The sequence below is a fragment of the Pleionea mediterranea genome, from assembly GCF_003148745.1.
Lineage (GTDB): Bacteria > Pseudomonadota > Gammaproteobacteria > Enterobacterales > Kangiellaceae > Pleionea > Pleionea mediterranea.
The window spans coordinates 273,853-300,281 of record NZ_QGGU01000003.1 but is presented as its reverse complement, the minus strand read 5'-3'; the positions used below and the strand labels follow the sequence as shown (position 1 = coordinate 300,281).

Sequence of the window (26,429 nt, the reverse complement as noted above, 5' to 3'; positions counted from 1 at the left end):
ATTCTACTTTACTTGAATTTCAGAACATCTAAGCTCATCTCCAACTGAGAACCTAAACAAGTTTTCAATAAAATTATTTTAGGGTAAGGTTACGTAGCAGAATACTTGCTAAATCTACCTTGAGTAGCGATGTATTAGACAAGTATTAACTCAAAAAAAACAAACAAAAAGGGAGTTAATCCTTATGATTACCAAAAAGCACTTCAAGCTTGCCTTGATCCCACTCGCTTTTTCTTCTCTACTGGATAGACCAGTTTACGCAGCCGAAGACGATGCTGCGAAAGATGAAAAAGTAATTGTCACAGGTTCTAGAATTCGTCAATCCCAAGCGGCAGGTAATGCACCTGTTTTAACACTCGACAGAGATGACCTGGCTAAAACAGGTTTAACTTCCGTGGCTGATGTGTTGCAAAAAATGTCCACTTCAGGAGCGGCATTAAATACCAGATTTAACAGCAGTGGTAACTTTGGTATGCCATCCGATGGTGGTGGTGTTGGTGCCGGTGGTGCAGAAGTGGACATGCGTCACCTAGGTTCCGATCGAGTCTTAGTTTTAGTTGATGGTCGCCGTTGGGTCAGTGGTTCTTCTGCCAGTGGTGTTTCTAGTTCCGTTGACTTAAACACAGTGCCCTTGGCTATTGTTGATCGCATTGAAGTTCTCGAAGATGGTGCGTCATCCATTTATGGTTCAGACGCGATAGCTGGTGTGGTGAATATCATTACTCGTAAAGATGTTAATGGTTGGGAGATGAACGCCTCATATGGTGGCTTCGGTGACTTTATCGCCGATATCGAAGACGGTGAAACCACCAGTTTTGATATGACTTTTGGTGCAACGGGCGCACGCCACAGTATCGTCACCAGTTTCAGCCATGTGGATCAAAATGTGGTTTACTCTCAAAACCGCTCACTTGCGACTGAGCCTCTGTTTGGTACCGGCAATACCCGTGGCAGTTCCGCGACACCGTTTGGGCGATTTGTATTTTTTGACGGTAACGGTGATGTGGTTAGTACAACCCCTAATGGCGATGCAGGGAATTTAAATTACCCTTCGGATTTTCATGATTTCACCGACGATGATCGATTCAATTATGCTGCCTTTAACTTATATGTAACGCCAAGTAAGCGTACAAATGTTTTTACTCGTGCGACTTATGACTTAAGCAATGATGTCACTTTATTTACACAGGCCATGTTTAATAACCGACGTTCAAAAAATCAGGCTGCACCAGAGCCTATCTTCATAGGACCTGATGCGGGCACTGGTGGTATTGCTGATACCGTCAGTATTGATGTGACTAATCCTTACAATCCATTCGGTGTCACACTGGATGAAAATAACTTCATATTTGCTGGCCGTCGACCCATTGAAAATGGTCCGCGTCAGTATTCTCAGGATGTAAACACCTATTACTTTACAACTGGCTTGGAAGGAACCTTCGATACTGGGCAGTCGGCTTATTATTGGGATGTGTCCATGTCATGGGGGACAAACCGTGCCAGCCAGATTAAAACCGGTGCACTTAACGCGGCTCGTATAAAAAGAGCATTAGGGCCATTGTCGGAATGTCAGGCAGATCCTTTATGTGTGCCTTTGAATATTTTTGGTCGTAATTCAATTTCACAGCAAATGCTGGATTACATTTCCTTTACTCAAAAAGATGCTAGCCAAAATAAAATTCAACTATTCAACGCTAATATCAATGGTGAGTTATTTGAAATGCCTGCGGGCTACGCTGGTTTTGCTGCGGGTTATGAACATCGTGTTCAAAGTGGCTTTTTTGAACCAGACGCGATAGCGGCTAGTGGCGAAACCATGGGGATTCCTGCAAGCCCAACCAATGGTTCCTACGATGTAGACGAGTATTTCTTAGAAACTAAGTTCCCCTTACTTTCAGGTGTTAGCGGTGCTGAGTATTTAGAAGTATCTGCTGCGGTTCGTCGTTCTGAGTACAATACTTCAGCGAATACAAGCTTTGATGCAACAACGACAAAGTTTGGCGTGTTATGGCGTCCAATAGAAGAGTTGTCTCTTCGAGCAACAGTTTCAGAAGGATTTCGCGCACCATCCATTGGAGAGCTGTTTAATGAAGGTGCAAGAAACGATCAAAGCATGAGCGATCCTTGTGTCAATGCCTCATCGTCTGTTCAAGAAAGATGCTTGGATATTTGGCCAAACATTGATTTTCAAGCACTAGACTCTCTAGGCCAAACTCAAATTTCGGTGAATACCGGTGGAAACCCTCAATTAAATCCTGAAGAATCTGAAAGCTTCACTTGGGGGGCTGTGTATAGTCCAGACTGGTTCAGAAACTCGAATACCTGGAATAACATTGGTTTTGAGTTAACATTTTATGATCATGAAATTAAAAACCCCATTCAAGCTCTTGATGCTCAAACTCAGTTAAATAACTGTGTTTTGCTAAACAACGATGAGCAGTGTTTTGGTATTGCTCGAGGAGGAAATGGTGGAATTACCAGTTTTGGAAATGGTTTACAAAACCTCGACAAAACTGGCATTGAAACTGCCGGTACAGATTTCAAGCTGAACATTTCCACCGAGGAACTTGACTGGGGCCGCTTAGGAATAACCTGGCGAAATACCTTTGTTGAATATTACAGAGATTCGTTCTTTGGTCGTGATTTTGACGGTGAAGAGTTTGGTAGTAATCCAGATCGCGCTATTCCTGAGTGGAAATATGACCTGACTGTAGATTGGTCTCTCAACAGCTGGTCTGCAAGCACTACGGTTCGATATATGTCCAAAATTTATGAAAGTTGCTCTGACTTTTTGGATGGTACGGCAAATAGCTTAACTAACCTAGGCCTTTGTTCGAACCCTAGTAGCGTTGATGATTCATTCTCTACGAATATTATGGATGAAACTTACTATGTTGACTTCCAATTAGGCTATAACACTCAATTGGCTGGTATGGACGCTGACTTTGCACTGGGTGCTAGAAACCTGTTTGATCAAGACCCTCCGTTGTGTACACAGTGTGACTTAAACAGTTATTTGCCAGGGTTGTATGATCCACAAGGTAGATTCTGGTATCTGAAGGTGTCCTTACGCCCATAGCTTTTAAGGGATATTAAGCCAATAAAAAAGAAGCATATTGCTAATGCTGATTAGAGCGTGTTGATCTTTGCTTATAAAATAAGCAGGCATGATATTCAGGTATAATTTGTTTCGCCAAAAACCAACCACACCTGACTTATCATGCCAAGACTCATGCTAACAAATAACACCTGGAAACAACTAAAAATTTTAATGACTCATAGTGGTCGAGTGTACAATAAATACGAGCATAGGATGACACTAGAAGGCATTCTATACCGCATGAGAACAGGCGTTCCCTGGAGAAATTTGCCTGAGGAATTTGGTCAGTGGAGCACGGTATTCAGACGCTTTAATTTATGGTCGAAAAAAGGCGTCCTAGAAAAACTGTTTCGAGCGCTTTCTTGTGACAATGATCCTGAATGGTTATTTATCGATGGTAGTATCATTAAAGCCCATCAAGATGGTTGTGGCGCGGCAAGCTCTATGGCGACAAGGGCTATACTCAGTAAAGCCTTGTCCAGCAATCTGCGTGAGCAAGGTGTTGAACTTATCACCCAGGTGCGTAAAAACATGAAAGCCAAGCTATTGTCGGCATGGGATAAGGCTATGCTGTCCAGGCGGTTTATTATTGAAACTATCAATGACCAGCTTAAAAACGTCACTCAGATAGAGCATTCACGTCATCGTAGCGTTCATGGGTTTATGTTAAATCTTGTCGGAGGGCTTGTGGCGTATTGTCTTAAAGATAGTAAGCCACCACTCAATATCAACTGTGAAGAGTTTCAATCGCTTGTTATGGCTTAAACCGATCTGAGGTTAATTAGTTTGAATCCTTCTTGCGCCAAGTTTTCACTCTTTTCTAAGGCTTAGAATATGTCTTAACTTGCTCATTAACTTTGGTATCGGGAGAGCTGTGAGGACGTATGTCCTGTAGATCGTCTAGCCCTTGTTCTTTGTATCGACTTAACCACTTACGAAGAGTCGGCCTGGATATACTGCATCTGCGACACACCAGATCTGCACTTTTTGTTTCTCTGTAAAGCTTAATCTACTTTAACCGTTGTCGAATTTCTTTGTTCATAGAGTCGTATGATATTGAAACTATCTCTATGAATCACGCACATAGGAGTCTGGTCTCTTTTACTTTACTCGCATAACTTTAAGCCTTCGGTTTATCCCTTCAATACTCATATAAAAAGAACCAAGGACGCCTTTGCTAATGGTTATTTTAGGGTTAGTAACCGGGTAATATAAGCTTCTAGAATTTTTAACTTGCCAAACTTGACCATTCTTAAGGGGTACTTGCATTTTTTTGTTCCAACTTTTGAACTCGCCGATAGCTTTACTGGTTATTTCATCTGGTGTTTGGTTTACTACTTCTTTTTCAAGACCAAATAAGTCCTTACTAACTTTGTTTTCGTCTTTCTTAATGTAGGTTTGTATGTTTTCCGAATTCTGGACTGATTGAGTTTGACTTAAGTTGTTGTTTGGCTCGTGTTGTCTGTTTTCAGCCTTAAAATATTGGTCGTAACAAGTAAGCCGCTCCAAATTATCAATAATATCAATGCATTTTTCAGCACTTTCATTATGAGAATAAATTGAGTGAGTAAATAGCGAAGCTGCCAGTAATATTGACGCTGTTGTTTTTTTAATCATAAGGAAACTCTATTAATGGATGATACTAATCCATTAGTCTATGCAAAGCACTATGTGGTGTCTAGCCTGTTTCAATAACCAGAAGCTGAATATTGATTGCAAAAGATGCTAATGTCGCGTTTTACGTTGCCGTAATATAAAACGAATTTTATCAATTTTTGCCTGTATTCTGGTGGATGCATAGGGATCATCTGAACTGCGGCCAATGGCGAGTTCGAACTGTGCCAGTGCACCTTCCAAGTCGCCGGTGGCGTAGAGATATTGACCTTGTGATTCATGGACTTCATCAACAAAGCCTGAAAGACTTTGAGCTTCTCCCAGTAATTGAAATATTTGTGGCTCTGTGCGGCCTGAGTAAGCATGCTCAAGTAAAATAGCGCGTGCAGCTCTGGGTTGTTCGTTATCAATTAACGCTCTGGCATAAGTCATAATAAGAGGGTAGCTTGTGGGAGTGGTTTTTAACTCGGCTTCCAAAAATGGCATTGCCTTAGCTGGTTGTCCTGCTGCGATATAGGCATCAGCAAGGCTAACCAGATAGATAAGGTTTCGTTGGCGCTTAAGGTATAGCTGGGTCAAAATGGATATTGCGGTATTGTAGGACTCATTTAAAGTGGATTGTAGGGCAAACTCATACAGCTCTACTTCCTGAGTTACTTTATCGTTTTGATACCGTTTGGCGTTCTCCTGATACTTACTGGAATTAATCTTTTCAGTACTCACGCCAAGTCGAGATTTTATTAGGTGGAAATCGAGCGAGTCAGGATCATAAGGGGCTGGCATAGAACGGGCTCGAGCTCGCGCATCTGAAATTCGTGTTTGAGAAACTGGGTGGGTCATCAAAAATTCAGGTGGTTTTCGCAAATAGCGTGTGGCTTGTTGCATTTTTTCGAAAAACGCGGCGACAGCTTCTGGATCAAATCCAGCTCGGCTCATGGCGTGTATTCCCACCCGATCCGCTTCTTTTTCATTTTCGCGAGTATGATTGATGAGTGCTTGTTTTACACCAGCCTGTGCCGTTGCCATCATACCAATACCGGCTTCAGGATTTTGGCTGGCAACGATGATACCACCTATAAATGAGGCCAAGGCAGGAAAAGATAGCTGGTTTTGCAGTTCCAGACGCCTTGCCAAGTGACGTTGTGTGACATGGGCAATTTCGTGTCCAAGAACGGCGGCTAGCTCACTCTCATTTTCTGCAGCCGTGACCAATCCGGTATGCGTGCCGATATAGCCTCCGGGCAAAGCAAAAGCATTTAAAGTTGCATCTTTCACCAGGAAGAAATAAAACTTTCTATCTTGAGCTTCCGGATTTTGTTCAACCAGCCGAAAGCCGATGTGATTAATGTAATCGACAGCCAGAGGATCGTTCGCTAAAGGTAAGTACCGTCTGACACCAAGGATGTATTCGTCACCAATAGCTTGCTCTTGCTGAATGGATAAAGTGCGAGACGTACTGCTGCCCATGTCTGGCAGCTGGTTAGAGGCTGCAAAGGCTGTGCTACCAAAAATTACAACACTTGTGAGTAACGACGTTATCTGGGGTATTAGAGCATTCAAGGTTTTGGGCTGTCTCATTGCTTAGCTTGGTTATAAGATAGTAATAATTCAATAAAGTTCCCGTACAAAACGAATAGCATCGAGAGGTTACGATTTTGTTTTAAATAGAGAAACTTGATGATCATCGCTTTATTTAGCAGTATAAAGCTCTAGAGTTTATCGTTACAATAGCTACTTTACAGTAGCACTTAGTGACGGATTTGAAAACAAGCATCACACAACTTAAAAACTACTATGATTACCGTGAAATAAAGTGTCCAATGTCGCTTGTTAGAGCCAAGCAGCTGTTGCGAAAAGCTCAGCCGGGTGATTGTTTTCATTTTCATACTTTTGACATTTCGCTATATAAAGATTTACGTAAGCTGCAAGTCAAATTAAATATTTGTGTGCAGCTTGAAAAAACTGACAATGCAGAACTGATCGTGACAGTGACATGCAATCACGAGCTGGACTGAACCATTACCAAGCAAAAGGCCAGTTATGACTAAACTTTTCATTCGTTGGTTTAAACGAAATTTTTCTGATCCCCAGGCTGTCATCTTATTGATGATTCTACTTGCCGGCTTTTTATTGATTTTGACCTTGTCAGAGATTCTGGCGCCAGTATTTGTCGCCATAGTATTGGCGTATTTGCTTGAGTGGGTCGTGCAAACCTGTGAGCGTACAAAGTTAACTCGAAGCTGGTGTGTCATGATTGTATTTAGCGGCTTTATTGGAGTGGCTTTATTATTGAGTCTCGGAGTGATTCCGCTTATCTGGAAGCAACTGGAAAATCTGGTATCCGAAGCGCCCATGATGTTAAGTAAAGTGAAAACCACATTAGAAGCCTTGCCTTCACAATATCCTAATTTTATAACGGTAGAACAGGTGAATGAGCTGTATCAATCACTGGGTGACAAAATGGGTGGACTTGGTGAGATAGTGGTGTCGGTATCATTCAGTTCTTTATTGAATGCCGCTGCATTGTTGGTTTATTTGATTCTGGTTCCCTTGATGCTGTTCTTCTTTATGAAAGATAAGCATGTAATTATAAACTGGTGTTTACGCTGGTTACCAAAAGAGCGTTATCTTGCCAATAAAGTATGGATTGAGGTCAATGCACAAATAGGAAATTACATACGGGGTAAAGTGCTGGAAATATTCATCGTTGGTATGTTCAGCTTTATCGTATTTAGTTTTATGGAACTCAGATACGCGCTGTTACTCGGTGTGCTTGTGGGCTTTTCAGTGTTAATTCCCTATATAGGTGCTGCTGTGGTTACTATCCCCATTGCATTAATGGGGTACATACAATGGGGCTTCGACACGCAATTTATCTGGCTAATGATTGCGTACGGAATCATTCAGGCTCTGGACGGTAATGTACTGGTGCCTATTCTATTTTCCGAGGCAGTTAATCTTCACCCGGTTGCCATCATTATTGCGGTACTGTTTTTTGGTGGCATTTGGGGGTTCTGGGGCGTGTTTTTTGCTATTCCATTAGCGACATTGGTTAAAGCCGTTATAACAGCTTGGGAAGAAGTGAAAACATCCGATGATGACGAGGCTGTTGAAGCAGCTTAGTTACGAAAAGCCCTACTAGGCATCAAATGTTTAAAAGCGGGATGTTGAATCCCGCTTATGTATTTTAAAGGCATATAAACTTTAGATTTACAGTTCTTGTGAGGCAAAATCTGCCAGACGAGAACGCTCGCCAGTCTGTAAGGTTATATGGCCAGAATGCTGCCATTTTTTAAAACGGTCAACCACATAAGTCAGACCGGAGCCCGTGTCAGTTAAGTAAGGCGTATCTATTTGAGCAACATTGCCTAAGCATACAACTTTTGTTCCTGGGCCAGCACGAGTGATTAATGTTTTCATTTGTTTTGGCGTTAAGTTTTGTGCTTCATCAATGATTAAAAATTTATTTAGAAACGTTCGTCCACGCATAAAGTTAAGCGACCGAATTTTTAACCATTTACGAAGGATATCTTGTGTCGCTTGTTGGCTCCAGTCATCTTCGCTGGAGCCGGGTGCCAGTACTTCCAGATTATCCATAAAGGCGCCCATCCAGGGGGTCATTTTTTCTTCTTCAGTGCCGGGTAAAAAACCGATATCTTCGCCGACGGAAATAGTGACTCGCGTGACTACAACTTCTTTGTATAGTTTTTGCTCTATGGTTTGCTCAAGAGCAGCGGCAAGCGCCAGTAAGGTTTTTCCGGTGCCCGCTGGACCTTGCAGTGAAATAAAGTCAATTTCAGGATCCATTAAAAGATTTAACGCGTAATTTTGCTCCCGGTTGCGTGCAGTAATCCCCCAGACATTTTGATGGCTACCATGAAAGTCTTTGGCTAGCTCAATGGTTGCCTGATCGCCATCAATTTTTCGGACAATCGCTTCAAAGTTATCGCCACTGGTGGAATATAGAAACATATTACTGCTCCACTGGCTGACAAGGGGGCCATTAACTTTATAGAAAGTTCGGCCTTCTTCGAGCCAGGAATCCATTTCTCGACTGTGCGTTTCCCAAAAATCATCGGGCAAAGCTTCAGTGCCAGTGAAAAGCTGCTCAATTTCATCGAGCACTTTATCGTTGTAGTAATCTTCGGTGTGAACGCCAACAACTTTTGATTTAATTCTTAAGTTTATATCTTTGGAAACTAGAGTGACCTGACGATCACTGTGCCGCTCTTTTAACCGCAGTGCGATGTTTAATATCGTGTTATCGACTTTGGTGCCAGGTAACGAAGTGGGCAGTGAGTCTTGATGTTCTCGGATTTGAAAGAATAATCGACCTTCGCGGGTTTTTTCATCATTGACCAGAGGTGTATTGGATAATGGAAGTCCTTGTTCAATTTCTTCACTGGATGCACCATTCATCAGTTCATCAAGGTATCGGCTGACTTGCCGAACATTTCGAGCAACTTCGGAAACCCCTTTCTTTCCGGCATCCAGCTCTTCAAGTACCACCATGGGAATGTAGATGTCATGCTCTGCAAATCGAAATAAAGCAGAGGGATCATGCATCAGTACATTGGTATCCAGTACGAATATACGCTTGCCTTTGAACTTTCTTCTGGTCATAGAGCCACCTCATTGTTGGATAGTACCGATCGAACAAGAATAAAAGCTGATGTATTGGTGCGTTAAGCGTTTAAGGCTTTTACCTCTGCCAATACTTCGTCTACATGACCTTTGACTTTTATTTTACGCCATTCTTTTTTTAACTTTCCGTTGGCGTCGATCAGAAATGTACTGCGTTCAATACCCATATATTCACGGCCATAAAGTTTCTTAAGTTTTATGACGTCATAGGCTTTGCACATTTCTTCGTCTTCGTCTGATAGTAAGTCAAATGGAAACGCTTGTTTTTCTTTAAACTTTTCGTGAGACTTAATGCTATCTCTGGATACACCTAAAATGCTGCAATTGGCATTTTTAAATTTATTAAAAGTATCTCGAAAATTTTGACCTTCAGTGGTGCATCCTGGGGTGGCATCTTTGGGATAAAAGTAAATCACCAGATGTTTACCTTTAAAATCCTTCAGAGAGAGCTTTTTGTCGCCAGTGGCGGGGAGGTTAAAATTGGGGGCTTTCTTTCCTATTTCAGGCGAATGACTCAATGCCTGTTCTCCAGATTTGTTAAATGGGTTTATTAAGAATCTACGACATAAAATTTAACCTTGCAACCATTGGTTAACAATTTTTAAGTGGCGTGATTTCTGCTTTAAGATTTGAGACTTTGCAAAACTGTTCAAACTTTGAACGTAATTCATCAAATGGTTGTGTTTTATCCAAAGTCACGGTCATCTTCAACTCACCATTTAATGCTTCACTTTGTGGAGCAAGAAATGTTCGACAATTGACTTCTTCAATATTTACGTGGTTTTCAGCAAAAAACGAGGTGACCTGATTAATAATTCCTCGATCTTTTACATCGGAAATAATAACCCGGTAGGCTGTCCATTGAGGTTCTTCTGCCAATTTATCTGAGCGCTTAAGCATAGTTAGCATGCCCAGTTTATGGGCTTTCATTGGCAGTTGGTGCTCAAGTTTTGCTAGTGCGTTCCAGGGACCGGTTACTTCCATGATGACAGTAAACTCATTGCTCATGACGGTCATGTGGCTTTCCAGAATAGTGGTTCCGAATTCTTGAATCAGGTGCGCTATGTCATTTGCCATCCCCGGACGATTGGGCGCAATTGCTGAAATAATTAATGTTGTACTCATATAAATATTTCTTCTGATATTGAGATGGCTGCGAAGTGTAAAGGTTAAATTTTGACTTGTCAGTAGTTTCGTATGAATTGACTAAAAATTCATCTATCGATTTTAGTCTATGTTAGGTGGTGCGCAAAAAACAATCGGTAGTTTGATATGCTCTAAGTCAAGTATATGCTTTATTGCGTTGGCTGTACTTGTACTCTGGCAGGGCGATGAGTAACATAGCGCATTATTTTTATGCCTCAATAGTTGGGGCTTGGCAGGTTTTTTAAGGTGAAAAATGCTTAGTGGAAGTATTGTCGCGATTGTAACCCCCATGAAAGAATCCGGAGAGCTGGATTTAGGTGCATTTAAATCGTTGATTTTATGGCATAAAGCAGCTGGCACAGAGGCTGTGGTAGTTGCTGGTACAACTGGAGAGTCAACGGCACTTTCGCTAGAAGAAGTAATCTCGTTGGTCGACGTTGCTATCGAGCATTCTGGTGACACCATGAAAGTGATTGTCGGAAATGGGGCGGCCTGCACGGCTAAATCGAAAGAAATCACCCAAAAGCTGAATGTTTTAGCCATTGATGGCTTTTTAACTGTTACACCTTATTACGTAAAACCGTCGCAAAGCGGATTGATTAAACACTTCGAGGCTGTAGCGGATGCCGCTACTCATCCTGTTTATTTGTACAATGTTCCCGGTAGAACGGCTGTTTCACTGGATAATGAGTCTGTATTTGAATTAGCTAAACACGACAATATATTGGGAATTAAAGATGCAACCGGAGAATTATCCGTTGCAAAGGAACTAATTCAGCATTGCAAAGGTCAATTCTCAGTATTGAGTGGCGATGATGCGACCTCACACGAATTTATGGCTCTGGGTGGTGATGGTGTAATTTCTGTCACCGCAAACTTGGTACCTGAGCAAATGGCGAAACGCTGCCGGCTAACACTGAATAACGATATCGAGTCTGCTCTACATATTGAGCGGCAAATAGAAGAGCTGCATACATTATTATTTTGTGAAGCCAACCCTATTCCTGTTAAATGGGCTTTGGCTCAAATGAAAAAAGTTAACCCTTATATTCGATTACCATTGACGACACTTGAAACAGAACGAGACGCCTTACTAACCGCAATGCGTCGATTGTCTCTAGTGGCATAAAGAGAGAAACATTAATGAAGTTTATTTCAGTTATTACACTTTTGGCCTCCTTTTTAATGACTGGATGCAGCTGGCTGTACAGTGAGGATGGATTAATTCACGATTCGTCAAAGGATTATTTGAAAGCTGAACAGACTAAACCATTACAAGTACCGGATGAATACAAAACCGATCATCTTGGCAATATAGCACGAGTGCCCGAACTTCCTCCTCAATCACAGCAATTACCGGCTGGAGATAGCTTGGATAAATCACCTCCACTGCAGGTTTTAGCAGTTAGTCAAGGAATGCGGATAAATCGTCAGTCTGTTAATCCAGGTGTCTTTTGGATGAAGCCAGTTGATGAGTTACGACAACAGTTGGAAGCTTTTTTTGAATATAAAGAGTTAAGTTTTATTGAAGAAAATGGTTTAGTAAAATCAGACTGGGTTCTGATTGATAATGAAGCTTGGTGGCGTAGTGTTTTCGGCACCAGCTTACCTAGATTTGAGCGAAGTAAGTTTGCTTTTTCGATCTCTCAAGGAGAACGTAATGGCGAATCCAGTGTCGTTGTGTCACAGCAGGCACATCAAATTATGCCTTATGATGAAGATAGTTGGAAAAGTATTCCTGAAAACCGAAAGATGGCAACGGCGTTCTTAAATGAATTTGTTGGTTACATGGATTACCTTGAGCGACTTGAAAATGCCAAAAGACTTAAGCAGTTGAATCAGGGCTTTAATGTAGTTCTTGGCGCAGACTCAGATAGCCGAGCAGCTTTACTTGCTAATACTGATTGGCGGACACTTTGGCTCAAAGCTCCAAAGGTATTGGAGCCTTTTGGTTTTACATTGACCGATCGTGATCAGTCATCGGGTACTTACTTTTTTGAGTTTGAGCCAAACGAACCTGGCTTTTTTGCATCATTGTTTGGAGATGATGAAGGGGTTGCATTAAATCTTCCTGAAGGCGCTTATCAGTTAATTATTGGTGGTAAGGAAGGTGGCTCCGTCACCATGACGTTTATTGACATTGAAGGAGAACCATTGTCTGACGCCAAGTTGACACAAATTTATCCTCATCTATCAGAAGCTTTTGGACGTAATACTCGTCGAAATAAATACCAGTGAGCTTTCGTTGTACCTCTTTGGGATCGGGGAGTAAAGGAAACGCTACCCTGATCGCCACTGATTCGACTTTTTTGTTGGTTGACTGTGGGTTTGGTTTAAAAGACACACAAAGTCGATTGAGTGCAAAAGGCGTGTCGGCTGAGCAGCTCTCAGCGATATTGGTGACTCATGAGCATGGTGATCACGCTTCTGGTGTTGCGAGGCTCTCTAAAAAATTTAATATACCAGTGTGGATGACAAGAGGCACATCTTTGCATAAAAGTTGTGAGTCAATTAGTAACTTGCACTTTTTAAACGGTGGAGAAAAGATCACAATTGGTGATATAGACGTGACTCCTTTTACGGTTCCTCATGATTCTCGAGAACCGGTTCAGTTTGCTTTTTATTCAGCAGCAAAGAAAATCGGTTTATTGACTGATACCGGACGAATTACCAATCATACATTAGATATGTTATCTGAGTGTCATCTACTATTACTCGAATTTAATCATGATGCGGAGCGGCTGGCTAACAGTAAATATCCGGCAATGCTTAAACAACGAATAGCTGGTGATCTTGGGCATTTAAGCAATTATCAATCTTTACAGTTATTAAAGCGGTTAAAAAAAGAATCGTTGCAACAGGTGATTGCTTTGCATTTGAGTGAGGAAAATAATTGTCCTGAACTCGTTCAGCGTTTATGTCAGGGACTTGATATAAACGCTGAGTTTCAGATTGCATCACAAGAAAAGGGTACCGAATGGATAACAGTTACTTAATATGAAGATTTTAATAAATTATGATGAACGTTTATCAGGATTAATTAGCATTTAAAATGTATTTTAATTCTAAATTCAAGCAATGAATTTGCGACGATTCATTGCTTGAAAGAATTCATTTTAAAGCTGAAAGCTAAAGGGAATTTCAAATTCAAACTGTTCTCCAGAGAGTTCTGGTGGCATAGCAGCGAATGGTGAAGCTCGACGAACCATTTTTAGAACGGCTTTATCGAGCGTTCGTGAACCTGATCGCTCTAATAAGTTGGTATTTATGACCTCACCCTGACGATCGATAGTTACTTTTACTAATACATCGCCTTCGTCCCTATCAATTAGAGCTTGGCGAGGGTACTCCTGATACTGCTTTACTTCTGCAATTAATTCTCTTACATAAGCGCCACGAATTAAGTCTTCATCGATGAAGTCATCTTCCACCACGGGCTCAGGCTCTGCTTTTGTCGCAGGAGGCTGTTTGGGTTTCGACGTTTCTGTAACTTGTTTCTTTTTGGGTGTTTGTGAAATCTCTGCTGGTTTTTTTTCTGGTGTTTTGGTTTCAGCCACTTGCTTTTTAGGAGTTGGCTTTGTATTCGTAACCGTTTTTTTAGGTGTTGGTTTTTGTGTTTCTACTTTTTTTGGCTCGGTTTTTTTGGCCACTTGCTTAGGTGGCGTTTTTTCTGGAACCTTTGTTTGTTGTGGTTGTTTATTCGCTGTCGGTTTTGACTCTGTTGTCTCGGCAACTTGTGGTGTCGACAGTGTAAAGCGACCAGTAACAGGGGTTAGACTCTCATAGCGCTGAATGATACTTGATTGTTCAGAGTCACTCAGTTCTCCCAGTATGCCTTGTTTAAAGGATTTTGATGGAGGAACACTGCCAACCCATGATTCAAGCAGCAAGTTAAAAAGTTGCGGATTCTCGATTGTCTCAAACAATGTATCGTTTAAATAGACTTCTGAGCCTCGGCCGGGGATAAAATCTATACGAATTTCATCACCAGTGACAAAGTTTTGCTTAAAAAGTCTTGAAAAGGTGACGATTTCTCGAGTCATAGGTTGCCAGATCTCGCGATCATTGTTCATCGCAATGCGTTCTTTAAAGTGTCGACTGACTTTTCTATATGAGTAGTTATCCGCTAAATAACGTACTTCAATACGTTTTGGTGTGTTGATGTCTTTAATAAGTGATAGAGATTCAAGACCAACAGGAGCATATAATGCGCCAATATAAATATCGGTTCTAAATTCGCTAGCTACCCCTATACCTTTCAGCTCAAGACTGCTGCCGTCGGCCAATGTCACTTGCTCGGCGGCTGAGACAGATGTAATGCAAATTAATGCGAATAAATACCCGCTGATAAATCGACCCAATGCCATATTCCTCTCCACAACCCGAAATAGGTCATTATTTATAAAAATAAATACATAGGCACAACGTTGAAAACAAACCGGTTTTCCTGATTTTATAGAGTGCGTTCCTGCAGCCAGCTAATGTTTTTATTGTGCGGCGTTAAAATAGGATGTTTATAAATAACATACTTACCCACAACCACCATATAACCAAAAAGTTTTTGTTTTCTCAACAGTTTTTCTCAAAATAGCGAATGTTTTTAGCCTAAGATTGTATATATGAATTATATTAGCACTCGAAATAACCAAATAACGCAACGCTTTTCCCATGCGGTCCTTGATGGATTGTCACATGATGGTGGGTTGTATGTACCAGAATCACTGCCTGACTTATCAGGATATCTGACCAATCCAGTTAGTTACACTGAGATGGCCTGTGGTGTTTTTACATCATTTATGGCACCAGATTTCACGCCAGGTAAAATTCAAGCGATGCTTGATAGTGCCTATTCGAGCTTTTCTGAGACGAATGTGGTAAAGCTCAAGCAGTATGATTTATTTAATGTACTGGAGTTGTTTCATGGCCCAACCTTGGCCTTTAAAGACATTGCTCTACAGTTTTTGGGGCAAGTTTTATCAGAATTGCTGGCCAGAGAAGGCTTATCGTTAACTGTTCTGGGGGCTACTTCTGGCGATACCGGTGGTGCAGCCATTGCAGGGTTGGCAGGCAATGATCAATGCCGGGTATTTATGCTGTATCCAACTGGGCGCATTTCGAAGGTGCAGGAAGCACAAATGACCGCGAATATCTCCGATAATATTTTTCCGATCGCAATTGATGGAAGTTTCGATGATGCGCAGAATATAGTTAAGCAGTTATTCGCCGATGCAGAGGTCAGACAGCAGCTGAACCTTACCGCTGTTAACTCCATAAATTGGTGTCGAATCATGGCACAAATGGTTTATTACTTTTACGCGTACCAGTTGGCTCATAATAATGATAGGAATATAACCTCGTTATCTTTTTCTGTGCCTACTGGTAATTTTGGTGATGTGTTGGCGGGCTATTACGCTTACCGTTGCGGCTTGCCAGTTAACAAGTTAATTGTTGCTTGTAACAGTAATGACCTATTGGCTCGTATCTTTGAAAGTGGCGTGTATCAACCCCTGGATTCAAAATCGACGTTAAGCCCTGCAATGGATATACAAGTGGCTTCAAACTTTGAACGACTTCTGTTTGAGTTGTCGGGGCGTAACAGTGAATACATTAAAGAAAAAATGGCACAGTTACAGTCTGACGGTTTGTTCGAGATAGAGGACGAGATTATGGCGTCATTCCGTCAATTGTTTGAAGTGTATTCCATTTCTGACACAGAAACAGCTGATATGATGAGGACAATGAGTCGAGCTGGTTTCCAGGTGGATCCTCATACTGCCGTAGGCATGTGTGCTAAAGAGCGTTCGTTAGAGGAAAATGTCATTTGTTTATCAACCGCACATCCCATAAAATTCAGTGAATCAATTAAACAGATAACGGGTACCGATGTACCTTGTCCAACAGGTATCGCTGAGTTACTCAATGGCTCACAGCGTAAATACAACCTGTCAAATCAAATATCAGACATTAAGTCATTTTTATTAAGTAGGCCGTAGTAATGACCACAGAACAATCTTGGGTAGTCGCAAAGTTTGGCGGTACCAGCGTTTCGTCACTTGATTCAATTAATAACATGGTGACCATTGTTAAAGGGTACCGCAATAAACAACGTAACGTTTTATTAGTGGTTTCTGCGTTTAGTGGTGTCTCTAATCTGCTTGAGGAAGTGATTAATAAGCCGGATGTAGTTGATATTGAACAGGTTGTTTTGCAACTTAAACAGCGACATCAATCCTTCATTGAAAAGCTGGAATTAAAAGAACCACGGCTGAAAGATTTTGTAGATAGCAAGTTGAGTCAATTAAGAGATTGTCATAAACGCTTAAAAGAAGAAGAGTTAGCCGCTTTTTTTGCGTTACAGGCCGAAATTATGGCTATAGGCGAGCAGCTTAGCTCAACCATTTTAAAAGCGTTTTTGGAAGCGCAATTATCATTACCTGTAGCCCGAATGGACGCAACAGAATGGTTGCAGTCTGATGCCGGAGAGCATCGGTCAATCGCTGATCAATATCTAAATGCAGAGTGTCAGGTAGCATTTGATCCCAATAAAGCTTCGCAACTATCGGCTTTAGGTCAAATTGTGATTACTCAAGGGTTTGTTGCCGCTAACTCATGCGGTGAAACCGTTGTATTAGGACGCGGCGGATCGGATACCTCGGCTGCGTATTTCGCTGTTCTATTAAATGCTGAAGAGCTTGCAATCTGGACAGATGTGCCCGGTATGTTTTCTGCTAATCCAAGGCAATTACCCGAGGCGCGCCAACTGCTTAAGCTGGACTATAAAGAAGCGCAAGAGATTGCGTCAACTGGTGCAAAAGTATTACACCCTCGTTGTTTAAGGCCTGTTCGAAATGCCCAAATACCGGTATTTGTGGGATCAACTTTTGCACTAGATAAACAGGGTACCCTGATTGGCAGTTTTCAACAGTCTGAGCCGCAAGTGAAAGCCATATCTGTTCGAAATGGAGTTTTGCTGATTGCTATGGAAACATCCGATATGTGGCAAAGACCGGGATTTCTTGCAGAAGCATTTAATGTATTCTTTAAACACGGTTTATCGATTGATCAGGTTTCAACGTCGGAAACAAGTGTAACCGTCACTTTAGATAACTTAACGCAAGGGATTTCACGTGAACGAATAGCATTATTGATTAAAGAGCTCAGCTCGATATGTCGGGTGTCGTTACAAGAAAATTGCGCTGCGGTAAGTATTGTGGGTAATTCCATTCGAACATTGATTGCGCAACTCAGTCAGGCCTTCGAAGTCTTTAAAAACCGTTCCGTGCATATGCTGACTCAGGCGGCCAATAATCTTAATTTTACTTTTGTGATCGATGAAAACGAAGCCCCGCAGCTTGTAAAGCAGTTGCATGAGAATTTAATTTCTCAACACCAGGGAAATGAACAAATCGGTCAGAGTTGGTCGGCTCTGTTTGGAGATCAGTTAAGTGAGCCTGATATCATGGTTAAACAAAGCTGGTGGTTTCAGCACACTCGTGCTTTAGAGCAGGTCGCTCATCAGCAGGGTGCTTCTTATGTGTATTCATTGTCTAAAGTTGAGCAGCAAATTAAAAAGTTGCAGGCTCTTAAATCGATTGATCGACTTTTTTATGCCATTAAAGCCAATTCAAATGCAGAGTTGTTAAAGCATGTTGAATCCTTAGGTATGGGGTTTGAGTGCGTATCCTTGCAGGAAGTGACGTTTGTATTAAAACTATTTCCAGAGATAGACAAGCAAAGAATTTTATTCACACCAAATTTTGCACCTCGAGAAGAGTATAAACAAGCTTTGGAGCTTGGCGTTTTACTCACTTTAGACAATCTTTATCCTCTGGAGCACTGGGGAGATTTATTTCAAGGAAAAGAATTGTTATTGCGAATAGATACCGGCACAGGTAAGGGGCATCATTCGCATGTTAAAACAGCAGGTAAAGAAGCCAAATTTGGAATTCCAGTTGAAGCTTTGTTGAATGCAAAAGATACACTCAGAACATTGGATATCTCCATTATTGGGCTGCATTGCCATGTTGGTAGTGGCATATTAACTGCCGACAACTGGTACGAGAATGGACAGACCTTGTTGTCGCTGGCTGAACACTTCCCTTCATTAAAATTTCTCGACTTGGGAGGCGGGCTTGGTATTGTTGAAAAGCCACAGCAAAATAATCTTGATCTGGGACAAGTAGACGAGCTGTTATTAAAGCTTAAATCTTTGCTAGGAGATTTGGAGCTCTGGTTAGAACCTGGCCGCTTTATTGCCGCTGAATGCGGCGTGCTTGTTGCCCGTGTAACACAGCTAAAAGGAAAGTCTGGTGCAGGTTATTTGGGCATTGAAACAGGAATGAACTCGCTAATTAGGCCTGCTTTATACGGAGCATACCATCCGATAGTTAATCTGACTCGAGTCGATCAGCCTGCAACAGAGAAATACACGGTTGTAGGGCCTATCTGCGAAACAGGCGATAAACTGGGAATAGATCGCTTGTTGCCCCCTTCGTTTGAAGGCGATATTCTGTTGATCGCCAATACAGGGGCTTACGGGCAAGTCATGTCATCACGCTATAATATGCGTGAGCCAGCAGGAGAGCATATTTTTGAGAATCTCTAAGCGAAATAAATGTTCTAAAAATGTGACATTTAAAAGTAATTAGTATAAATTTATAGTGTAAAGCGTGGTATAACCACTGGAGTTAGGTATAAAAATATAAAACAAAGCCTGTTTCAAGGGACTGGAATCAAAAGGCGGTATGATGGAGTTTTCTTTTGATGTTTTTGGTTCATGGGTAGGTACAAAGTGCATTTCAGTCTAAAACGTAGCTTGTTAACTTGTTGTTTGTTGTTGTCTTTCTCAGCCTTGTCTGCATCAAATGAAGAGCTTTATGCTATTCAAAAAACTACTGTGGGTGACTCTGAACTGTTTCTTAATGGTATGGGGGCCGTCAAAAAATTGAATGCTACCTACTATATTGCCGCTCTTTATTTACCTGAAAAAACCACCTTGGACACTGATATTATATTCTTAGAAAGTCCCAAGCGCCTCACCCTTAGGTTCGCTTTAAATCGGGTTTCTGCGCGCAGTTTTGGCCGAGAAATGGCTGGAGGCCTAAGAATCAATAACGAGTCAGAAGAAATTCAGGCTTATCGTAACGAGTTACGTAAGTTTATTGGTTTGTTTAAAGGGATTTACTCTAAAGGCGATTCACTGACCTTTGATTACGTACCAAAACGTGGTGTTACCGTGCGTCATAACGACGAAGTATTGGGTACTATCAAAAAACGGGGATTTGACAAGGTTTTATTTAAGGCCTGGTTAGGCGAAAAGCCATTCAGTACTGCTTTTAAAAAGGGTCTTGTAGGATCAAATGAAGATAAGTACGCCATCGATCTATTAAGAACCTATGTGGATGTTAAAGGCTAATTTAATCATTGTCGTTTTGATAATGAGCAAATAATCCGTTTTAATTACAGATAAATTACATGCCTTATACTGTCTCTCAGAGATAATCTCAGTGTGAAAATTAAACGTTAATGGCCAACAAGTAGCCAGCTTCAGCCTCTAACTCCTCCGAATAGTGTGATTATTTTACTTTCGCATTTACTTTCCTGATTGCCATCCTTATCCTTAGTTTAAATAAATTTAAGGGTGGCCTCTATTTATGGTTCAAATTAACAGCCAGTTTTCGGCCGGCAATATACATCACCACAACACTGTTGATGACAAAATTGTCGAATTGAAAATTAATAACGACTATAAGTCTGACTTTAAACAGTGGTTTTACTTTAAAGCCAATAATGCTCTTGATCGAACATTGGAATTCCATATTCTGGATGCTGACAAATCTGCGTACCCAGATGGCTGGTCAGACTACCAAGTATGCTGCAGTTATGACGGTGTTGAATGGTTTCGAATACCCACACGATTTGAAAATAATAAGCTGGTTTTTTCATTGTCGTTTGAACATTCTTGCGCCTATTTCGCCTATTTTGAGCCTTATAGTTATGAAAGGCACCTTCAACTGGTTCAACAGGCCGGTATGCATCCTTGGTGTGAACATCAGGTGTTAGGTTCTACCATTGATGGACGCGAAATTAATCTACTCAGTATCGGAAATGCAGAAGCAAAAAATAATGTCTGGTTTATTGCTCGACAACATCCGGGTGAAACCATGGCTGAGTGGTTTATGGAAGGATTAATCAATCGATTACTGGATGCCAATGATGGGGTTACTCGCTCGTTACTGGAAAGCTGTTGTTTTCATCTTGTACCGAATATGAACCCCGATGGCACTGAACGCGGCCATTTACGAACCAATGCTAAAGGCGTTAATTTAAATCGGGAATGGGATAAAGCCAGTCAGGAAAATAGTCCTGAGGTGTTTTTTGTCCAACAGGCCATGCATGACAAAGGTGTTGATTTATTCATCGATGTTCATGGTGATGAGGGCTTGCCTTACAATTTCTTAGCCGGCTGTGAAGGTATTCCTCGGTACGACGAGCCACTTGCTAATCAGGAAAAAGCCTTTAAAGATAATTTTAAGGTGGCAACTCCAGAGTTTCAGGATACCTACGGTTATCCAAAAGATGAGCCTGGTAAAGCTGATCTCAGTATTGGCAGTTCCTGGGTTGGGCAAACCTTTGGTTGTTTGTCGATGACTCTGGAGATGCCATTTAAAGACAACGCTAACCTACCTGATATTGAGAAGGGCTGGTCATCTGAGCGTTGCATGCTGTTGGGTGGTGCAATTTTGCAGCCTGTATTACTTCACTTCAAATAAATTGAGTTGTTTATGGATCGTAAAATATTAATTTTAGGGGCAGGTTTTGTTGCTGCGCCAGTTGTTGAGTACTTGAATCGCCGTGAAGAAAATAAACTCACGATAGTTTCAAATATATTGTCAGAAGCTGAAGCTTTGGCTGGCGATAACTCAAATAACTCTGCTCAGACAGCCGATGTCACTAATAAAGATGAAATGTCAGAGTTGGTACAAAATAGTGATCTCGTTATTTCTCTGGTGCCCTATATCTTTCATGTGCCCGTTGCCAAGCTTTGTATTGAGCATAAAAAGAATTTGGTCACTGCGTCTTATGTCAGTGATGAAATGCGCGCTTTAGAACAAGCTGCTCGTGATGCAGATGTGCTGATTTTAAATGAAATTGGGCTTGATCCCGGGATTGATCATCTTTCTGCAATGAAAGTTATCGACGAAGCACACGATAAAGGCGGTAAAGTATTAAGTTTTGCGTCATGGTGCGGAGGGTTACCGGCTCCAGAGTGTAATGATAACCCAGTAGGTTATAAGTTTGCATGGGCGCCAAGAGGGATGCTATTAGCATTACTGAACCAAGCCAGTTATTTAAAAGATAATCAAGTCGCAACAATCGAGTCTTCCGATTTACTGGCCAGTGCCAAGCCGGTTGATATTGGTACCGACTTTGAGCTTGAAGGTTATCCAAATCGTGACTCTACAGGCTATAAGGACGCCTATAAAATACCTGAAATTCATAACCTTATTCGGGGCACCTTGCGGTACAAAGGTTTTTCCGAAGTGTTTGATATGGCGCACCGACTTGGATTGCTCAACACAAATGAGCAGGTCAACTCAGAATTGACCTGGCGCGACTGGTTAGAGGAATCATTGACGAAAAATAAACTATCATTAAACGAGCATGTAAAGCACTCATTTAACTGGTTAGGAGTGGATTCGGATGAACAATTACCTAAAGAACCCTCTATGCTGGATGCTTTTTGCAATTTATTAAAGCAAAAGCTGCAATATAAAGCGGATGAATTTGACATGATCGCTTTACAGCATAAGTTTGAATTAGCGTTTGATGATAAACGTGAATATTTGAGTTCAACATTGGTTGTTAAGGGCGATCCACAAAGCTATTCAGCTATGTCAAAGACAGTCGGATATCCGGTAGCTATTGCTACACAACTTATTTTAGATGGCGATATTGAGGATAAAGGGGTACACATTCCGGTAGATCGGCATTTTTATGAACCAATACTGGAAGGCCTGGAACAGGAAGGCATTATCTGTCATGAGAAAACAGAGCCTGCCATGAATGAACATTTTTTTGCGTCATGACTCTATTTGCATGATGTTCTAGTTTGCCTATTCGTGGTGATCAATGCACTCATACATACTTGATATACATATCACGGCTGATGAGTGGTTAAAAATTTATCGTGGATACTCTTCAAATGTAAGGTGCCGGGCAACCGACGGCACCCGTATTCTTTTGCCTGCTAAACACTTTAAATCTTTTGTGACACGAAACGGAGTTTCCGGCCGATTCCAATTAATTGTGACATCTGAGTTCAAGTTTGTTTCTATATCGCTCATTAATTAACCATATGCTGCGATGCAGTATATGTCGGTGCCTTGTAACATGTTGATAATAAAGGAAAATAATTATATTAAAAAAACACTTTAAACTGGTCGGAGGATTTTTAATAATAAAGTCCAAGTATGCAGTATAGTGATAGTAAGAATTCGGTGGTTGAGAGTAAGATTATTGACTCTTGATAGCTGAATTTCAGCTATTCTTTAAATTCCGCATCCAAACAAAAAGTTAAAAACGGGGAAGGTAAAAAGATGATAAAAAAAGGGCTAGACCAATGTGCTCAATCCTCGTCACCAAAGTGGGCCAAAATGGCCTCTGCCGTTGCTCTGGCGTTAGCAGTTCCTGCTACTCAGGCGGTCGGTATCTCTTGGGGCGAGTGGGAAGGAAGTTTTGATTCAACGCTTTCAGTAGGAGCCAGTTGGCGAGTTGAAAATCAAAGCGCCGATCTTATTGCTAGAGGACAAAGTTTTGATAACGGCGGTGTTGGGAATCGTTTTTCATTTAACGGCGACGACGGCAACCTGAACTTTCATAAAGGCGATACTTTCTCTGAAATTGTAAAAGGTGTGCATGACTTTGGACTACAGCATTCCAGCGGAGTGGGGTTCTTTGTTCGTGGTGCCTGGTTTTACGATAACAAATATAAAAATGGTGATTTCCGTTATTATGGAACCGCAGATGCAAGCGATGCCTATTGGCAACAAGATCCGCAGCGTGGCATAAGAACTAATGATCCACGTGCTTTTGGTTTTTCTGATGAAGCCATGGAGATTCATGGTAGTGATACTCGGTTGCTCGATGCTTACGTTTACAATACCTGGTTTTTTGATGAGGCAATTTTACAAGTTCGACTTGGTGAGCAGGTTGTCAACTGGGGTGAAAGTACTTTTATCCAACACTCCATTTCAGAAGCCAATCCTATAGACGTCACAAAACTGCGTGTTCCTGGTTCAGAACTTAAGGAAGCATTTATTCCTGTGCAAACGCTTTGGGCGTCTCTTGATTTAACCCCAACCATTACTTTAGAAGGTTATGTTCAATTTGAATGGGAAGAAATTCGTATTGATGAGCCCGGCAGTTACTTTTCAACTCAAGATTTTGTTGGTGATGCTGGAGAGTTTATTTGGTTAGGTTTTACTTTAAATCCAATGACACAGGAACCTGTTAGTCCATTAAACGCAGCTCGTCGTGTACACGACCCTCGCAGTCAGGCGCGTGATGATGGTCAATATGGTCTTCGTCTTGGTTGGTTTGCAGAAGATCTTGGTGCAACTGAGTTTGGTTTTTATTACCTTAATTACCATAATAAACGTCCAGTTATATCAGCTAATAAATTTGCTATTTCCAATGGTGGTACAACGGGTTTCTTTGAATACGTAGAAGACATTGAGTTATACGGCATTAGTTTTAATACCGCGACTGATGGTGGACTATCCATCGCAGGTGAAGTTTCTTATCGAATTGATGAGCCTTTACAGGTTGATGATGTTGAGTTGTTGTTTGCTACTCTGGAAGGTGTCAGTCCCACTGTACCTCGAGGCACATCACAACTTAATGGTTCTGTGGCTCCAGGTGAATATATTTCCGGTTATCGTTTGTTTGATACGATTCAAGGGCAAATGACACTGACTAATTTATTTGGCCCCGGCTTGGGTGCTGAGCAATGGACTGGTTTACTTGAAGTTGGGTTTAATCAAATTGAAAGTATGCCAACGCCAGATGAACTCCGTTTTGAAGCGCCGGGTACTTACCGTAGTGGTAATCCTAATCGCACAATGACAAATGGTTTTGAAGGTGTTGAGCCTAACGCATTTGCAGATGACTTCTCTTGGGGATATCGTGTAGTTGCAAAGGCGGATTATAAAGGGTTTATAGGAGCTTGGAATATGGCGCCTAGAATCGTCTACCAACATGATGTATCCGGTATTACACCTGCGCCCATCAGTAACTTTGTAGAAGGTCGTAAAGCCATTTCACTTGCTGCTGATTTTGATTACTTAAAACGATATAAAATAGGTTTTGCCTATAATCGATACTTTGGTGGCGGAAACCAGAATCTCATAGCAGATCGTGACTTTGTCTCACTGACTGCCAGTTACTCATTCTAATTAAGGTTGGACAAATGAAGAAAACGATTAAAAGTATTCTTTCAGGTGCCATTGCACTCGCAGTGGCGCACAGTGCTTTTGCCAAGGTCAGTCCGGCAGAAGCTGCAAAAATAGGCAAAGAACTAACTCCAATGGGCTCCATAAAAGCAGGTAATGCGGATGGAACTATTCCAGCGTGGTCTGGTGGGATAACTCAACCTCCAGCAGGGTATAAGGTTGGTGATCATCATCCTAGCCCGTTCCCTAACGATAAAGTCTTGTTCACTATAACGGATGATAATGCTGCCCAGTTTGAAGACAAGTTATCGCCAGGAATAATGGCGATGTTTCAAGCTTATCCAGAAACCTTCAAAATTCCGGTTTATACCTCTCGCAGAACCGCTTCTTACCCTCAGTATGTATACGATGCAACAAAGCAAAATGCTACTCGTGCGGAATTAGTTGAAGGTGGCAATGGGCTTAAAAATGCAGCGATAGGCGCTCCGTTTCCGATTCCTCAAAATGGATTGGAAGCAATCTGGAATCATATTGTTCGCTATCGTGGTGTAACCGTTACTCGTGACACAGGTCAGGCAACACCGACCCGTGACGGCGATTACACTATGGTTAAGTTCCGTGATGAACTGGATCAAATTTATACCCGTGAAGGTATGACGCCAGAGCAGCTTGAAGAAGGTAATATGCTGTTTTACTTCAAGCAGTGGGTTTTATCGCCTGCTCGACTTGCCGGTACAGCATTATTGGTTCATGAGACGTTGGATCAGGTGAAAAAACCACGTCAGGCCTGGACTTATAATACGGGACAACGTCGTGTTCGTCGTGCACCAAATGTGGCCTATGATGCACCCGGTACTGCAGCGGATGGTTTAAGAACAACCGATGATTTTGATTTGTTCAATGGCGCTCCCAATCGTTACAACTGGAAACTTTTGGGTAAAAAGGAAATGTATATTCCATACAACAGCTATCAATTACACTCTGATGAGCTGAAATATGACAATATCATTCAACCTGGCCATATCAATTCTGATTATACCCGTTGGGAGCTTCATCGTGTGTGGGTTGTGGAAGCAACGTTAAAAGAAGACACCCGTCATATTTATAAAAAGCGTGTGTTCTACTTGGATGAAGATAGCTATCAAATTGCGGTTACCGACATATACGATAACTCCGATGAATTATGGCGTGTAGGGTTTGCTTACGCCCTTAACTACTATGATGTTCCAGCTTTATGGTCTACATTAGATGTAATCCATGATTTAAAAGCAGGTCGTTATATAGCCATAGGACTGGATAATGAAGACGAAATGTATGACTTCACTATTGAACGAAGTGCATCAGATTTTCGTCCGGCAGCGTTACGTCGAGCAGGCCGTCGTTAATTCAAGCTATGTGTTTAATAAGGCCGGATTATTCCGGCCTTTATTTTATGTTTTAGGCTTCAATCCACAAATTATCAAAATACTAAC

The 26,429-nt window shown here is 41.5% G+C and carries 21 protein-coding genes and 2 pseudogenes; 16 read left to right on the top strand and 7 right to left on the bottom strand.

Going from position 1 to position 26,429, the window contains the following annotated elements; genetic code table 11:
* Positions 1 to 184 precede the first annotated feature (184 nt).
* The 3 genes and pseudogenes from C8D97_RS05315 to C8D97_RS18420 form a co-directional block, all read left to right on the top strand.
* Entirely contained in the window at positions 185 to 3,079 is a 2,895-nt protein-coding gene (locus C8D97_RS05315; protein ID WP_109762671.1) for a TonB-dependent receptor plug domain-containing protein, read from the top strand.
* 141 nt (positions 3,080 to 3,220) lie between these two features.
* Positions 3,221 to 3,541 (top strand): annotated as a pseudogene (locus C8D97_RS18425) (transposase); the annotation flags it as partial.
* A pseudogene (locus tag C8D97_RS18420) lies at positions 3,538 to 3,865 on the top strand (transposase); the annotation flags it as partial. The pseudogenes C8D97_RS18425 and C8D97_RS18420, both read left to right, overlap by 4 nt.
* Positions 3,866 to 3,920: 55 nt before the next feature.
* Here C8D97_RS18420 and C8D97_RS18575 read toward each other — a convergent pair.
* From C8D97_RS18575 to C8D97_RS05290, 3 genes are all read right to left on the bottom strand, one after another.
* Entirely contained in the window at positions 3,921 to 4,109 is a 189-nt protein-coding gene (locus C8D97_RS18575; protein ID WP_109762670.1) for a helix-turn-helix domain-containing protein, read from the bottom strand.
* A gap of 92 nt (positions 4,110 to 4,201) precedes the next feature.
* Positions 4,202 to 4,717, bottom strand: a complete 516-nt coding sequence (locus tag C8D97_RS05295) for a hypothetical protein (RefSeq protein WP_109762668.1) — start codon at positions 4,715 to 4,717, stop codon at positions 4,202 to 4,204.
* A gap of 108 nt (positions 4,718 to 4,825) precedes the next feature.
* Positions 4,826 to 6,292: a beta-barrel assembly-enhancing protease gene (locus C8D97_RS05290; protein ID WP_109762666.1), complete on the bottom strand. Its 1,467-nt coding sequence runs from the start codon at positions 6,290 to 6,292 to the stop codon at positions 4,826 to 4,828.
* A gap of 173 nt (positions 6,293 to 6,465) precedes the next feature.
* On the opposite strand from C8D97_RS05290, the gene C8D97_RS05285 reads away from it, so the two are divergent.
* Together C8D97_RS05285 and C8D97_RS05280 are read left to right on the top strand one after the other, a co-directional pair.
* Complete coding sequence (locus tag C8D97_RS05285; RefSeq protein WP_146196080.1) at positions 6,466 to 6,729, top strand: hypothetical protein; 264 nt, start codon at positions 6,466 to 6,468, stop codon at positions 6,727 to 6,729.
* A gap of 25 nt (positions 6,730 to 6,754) precedes the next feature.
* Positions 6,755 to 7,837: an AI-2E family transporter gene (locus C8D97_RS05280; protein ID WP_109762662.1), complete on the top strand. Its 1,083-nt coding sequence runs from the start codon at positions 6,755 to 6,757 to the stop codon at positions 7,835 to 7,837.
* Between the two features lie 87 nt (positions 7,838 to 7,924).
* Here the strand turns inward: C8D97_RS05280 and C8D97_RS05275 are convergent, their stop codons facing one another.
* The 3 genes from C8D97_RS05275 to C8D97_RS05265 form a co-directional block, all read right to left on the bottom strand.
* Positions 7,925 to 9,337, bottom strand: a complete 1,413-nt coding sequence (locus tag C8D97_RS05275) for a PhoH family protein (protein ID WP_109762661.1) — start codon at positions 9,335 to 9,337, stop codon at positions 7,925 to 7,927.
* Between the two features lie 62 nt (positions 9,338 to 9,399).
* Positions 9,400 to 9,876: a thioredoxin-dependent thiol peroxidase gene (bcp, locus tag C8D97_RS05270; protein ID WP_109762659.1), complete on the bottom strand. Its 477-nt coding sequence runs from the start codon at positions 9,874 to 9,876 to the stop codon at positions 9,400 to 9,402.
* 73 nt (positions 9,877 to 9,949) lie between these two features.
* Complete coding sequence (locus C8D97_RS05265; RefSeq protein WP_109762657.1) at positions 9,950 to 10,483, bottom strand: glycine cleavage system transcriptional repressor; 534 nt, start codon at positions 10,481 to 10,483, stop codon at positions 9,950 to 9,952.
* 274 nt (positions 10,484 to 10,757) lie between these two features.
* On the opposite strand from C8D97_RS05265, the gene dapA reads away from it, so the two are divergent.
* From dapA to C8D97_RS05250, 3 genes are read left to right on the top strand one after another with little or no spacing between them, the layout of a single operon-like run.
* The gene (gene dapA / locus C8D97_RS05260; protein ID WP_109762655.1) at positions 10,758 to 11,633 is read left to right on the top strand and encodes a 4-hydroxy-tetrahydrodipicolinate synthase; all 876 of its coding nucleotides are present in this window, start codon (positions 10,758 to 10,760) and stop codon (positions 11,631 to 11,633) included.
* A gap of 14 nt (positions 11,634 to 11,647) precedes the next feature.
* Positions 11,648 to 12,742, top strand: coding sequence for an outer membrane protein assembly factor BamC (gene bamC / locus C8D97_RS05255; RefSeq protein ID WP_109762653.1), 1,095 nt, complete (start codon positions 11,648 to 11,650; stop codon positions 12,740 to 12,742).
* Complete coding sequence (locus C8D97_RS05250) at positions 12,739 to 13,500, top strand: MBL fold metallo-hydrolase (RefSeq protein ID WP_170115145.1); 762 nt, start codon at positions 12,739 to 12,741, stop codon at positions 13,498 to 13,500. Before bamC ends, C8D97_RS05250 begins: the two co-directional genes overlap by 4 nt.
* 120 nt (positions 13,501 to 13,620) lie before the next feature.
* On the opposite strand, the gene C8D97_RS05245 is transcribed toward C8D97_RS05250, so the two are convergent.
* Entirely contained in the window at positions 13,621 to 14,871 is a 1,251-nt protein-coding gene (locus tag C8D97_RS05245; protein WP_109762649.1) for a TonB family protein, read from the bottom strand.
* A gap of 252 nt (positions 14,872 to 15,123) precedes the next feature.
* Here C8D97_RS05245 and thrC point away from each other — a divergent pair, with 252 nt between their 5' ends.
* The 8 genes from thrC to C8D97_RS05205 all read left to right on the top strand — a co-directional run bounded on the left by thrC (position 15,124) and on the right by C8D97_RS05205 (position 26,342).
* Positions 15,124 to 16,497, top strand: coding sequence for a threonine synthase (gene thrC / locus C8D97_RS05240; protein WP_109762647.1), 1,374 nt, complete (start codon positions 15,124 to 15,126; stop codon positions 16,495 to 16,497).
* 2 nt (positions 16,498 to 16,499) lie between these two features.
* Positions 16,500 to 19,109 carry a bifunctional aspartate kinase/diaminopimelate decarboxylase gene (locus C8D97_RS05235; protein ID WP_109762645.1) on the top strand — a complete coding sequence of 870 codons (2,610 nt, stop codon included), beginning with the start codon at positions 16,500 to 16,502 and terminating at the stop codon, positions 19,107 to 19,109.
* Positions 19,110 to 19,280: 171 nt separating this feature from the next.
* Complete coding sequence (locus C8D97_RS05230) at positions 19,281 to 19,919, top strand: chalcone isomerase family protein (RefSeq protein WP_109762643.1); 639 nt, start codon at positions 19,281 to 19,283, stop codon at positions 19,917 to 19,919.
* Positions 19,920 to 20,157: 238 nt separating this feature from the next.
* Positions 20,158 to 21,276, top strand: a complete 1,119-nt coding sequence (locus C8D97_RS05225) for a M14 family metallopeptidase (RefSeq protein WP_109762641.1) — start codon at positions 20,158 to 20,160, stop codon at positions 21,274 to 21,276.
* 12 nt (positions 21,277 to 21,288) lie between these two features.
* Positions 21,289 to 22,593, top strand: coding sequence for a saccharopine dehydrogenase C-terminal domain-containing protein (locus tag C8D97_RS05220; RefSeq protein WP_109762639.1), 1,305 nt, complete (start codon positions 21,289 to 21,291; stop codon positions 22,591 to 22,593).
* Between the two features lie 43 nt (positions 22,594 to 22,636).
* On the top strand, positions 22,637 to 22,858 hold the full coding sequence (locus C8D97_RS18570; RefSeq protein WP_109762637.1) for a DUF2835 family protein: 222 nt from the start codon (positions 22,637 to 22,639) through the stop codon (positions 22,856 to 22,858).
* 302 nt (positions 22,859 to 23,160) lie between these two features.
* Positions 23,161 to 24,960 carry a DUF1302 domain-containing protein gene (locus C8D97_RS05210; RefSeq protein WP_245411396.1) on the top strand — a complete coding sequence of 600 codons (1,800 nt, stop codon included), beginning with the start codon at positions 23,161 to 23,163 and terminating at the stop codon, positions 24,958 to 24,960.
* Positions 24,961 to 24,974: 14 nt separating this feature from the next.
* Complete coding sequence (locus tag C8D97_RS05205; RefSeq protein ID WP_109762633.1) at positions 24,975 to 26,342, top strand: DUF1329 domain-containing protein; 1,368 nt, start codon at positions 24,975 to 24,977, stop codon at positions 26,340 to 26,342.
* Positions 26,343 to 26,429 lie beyond the last annotated feature (87 nt).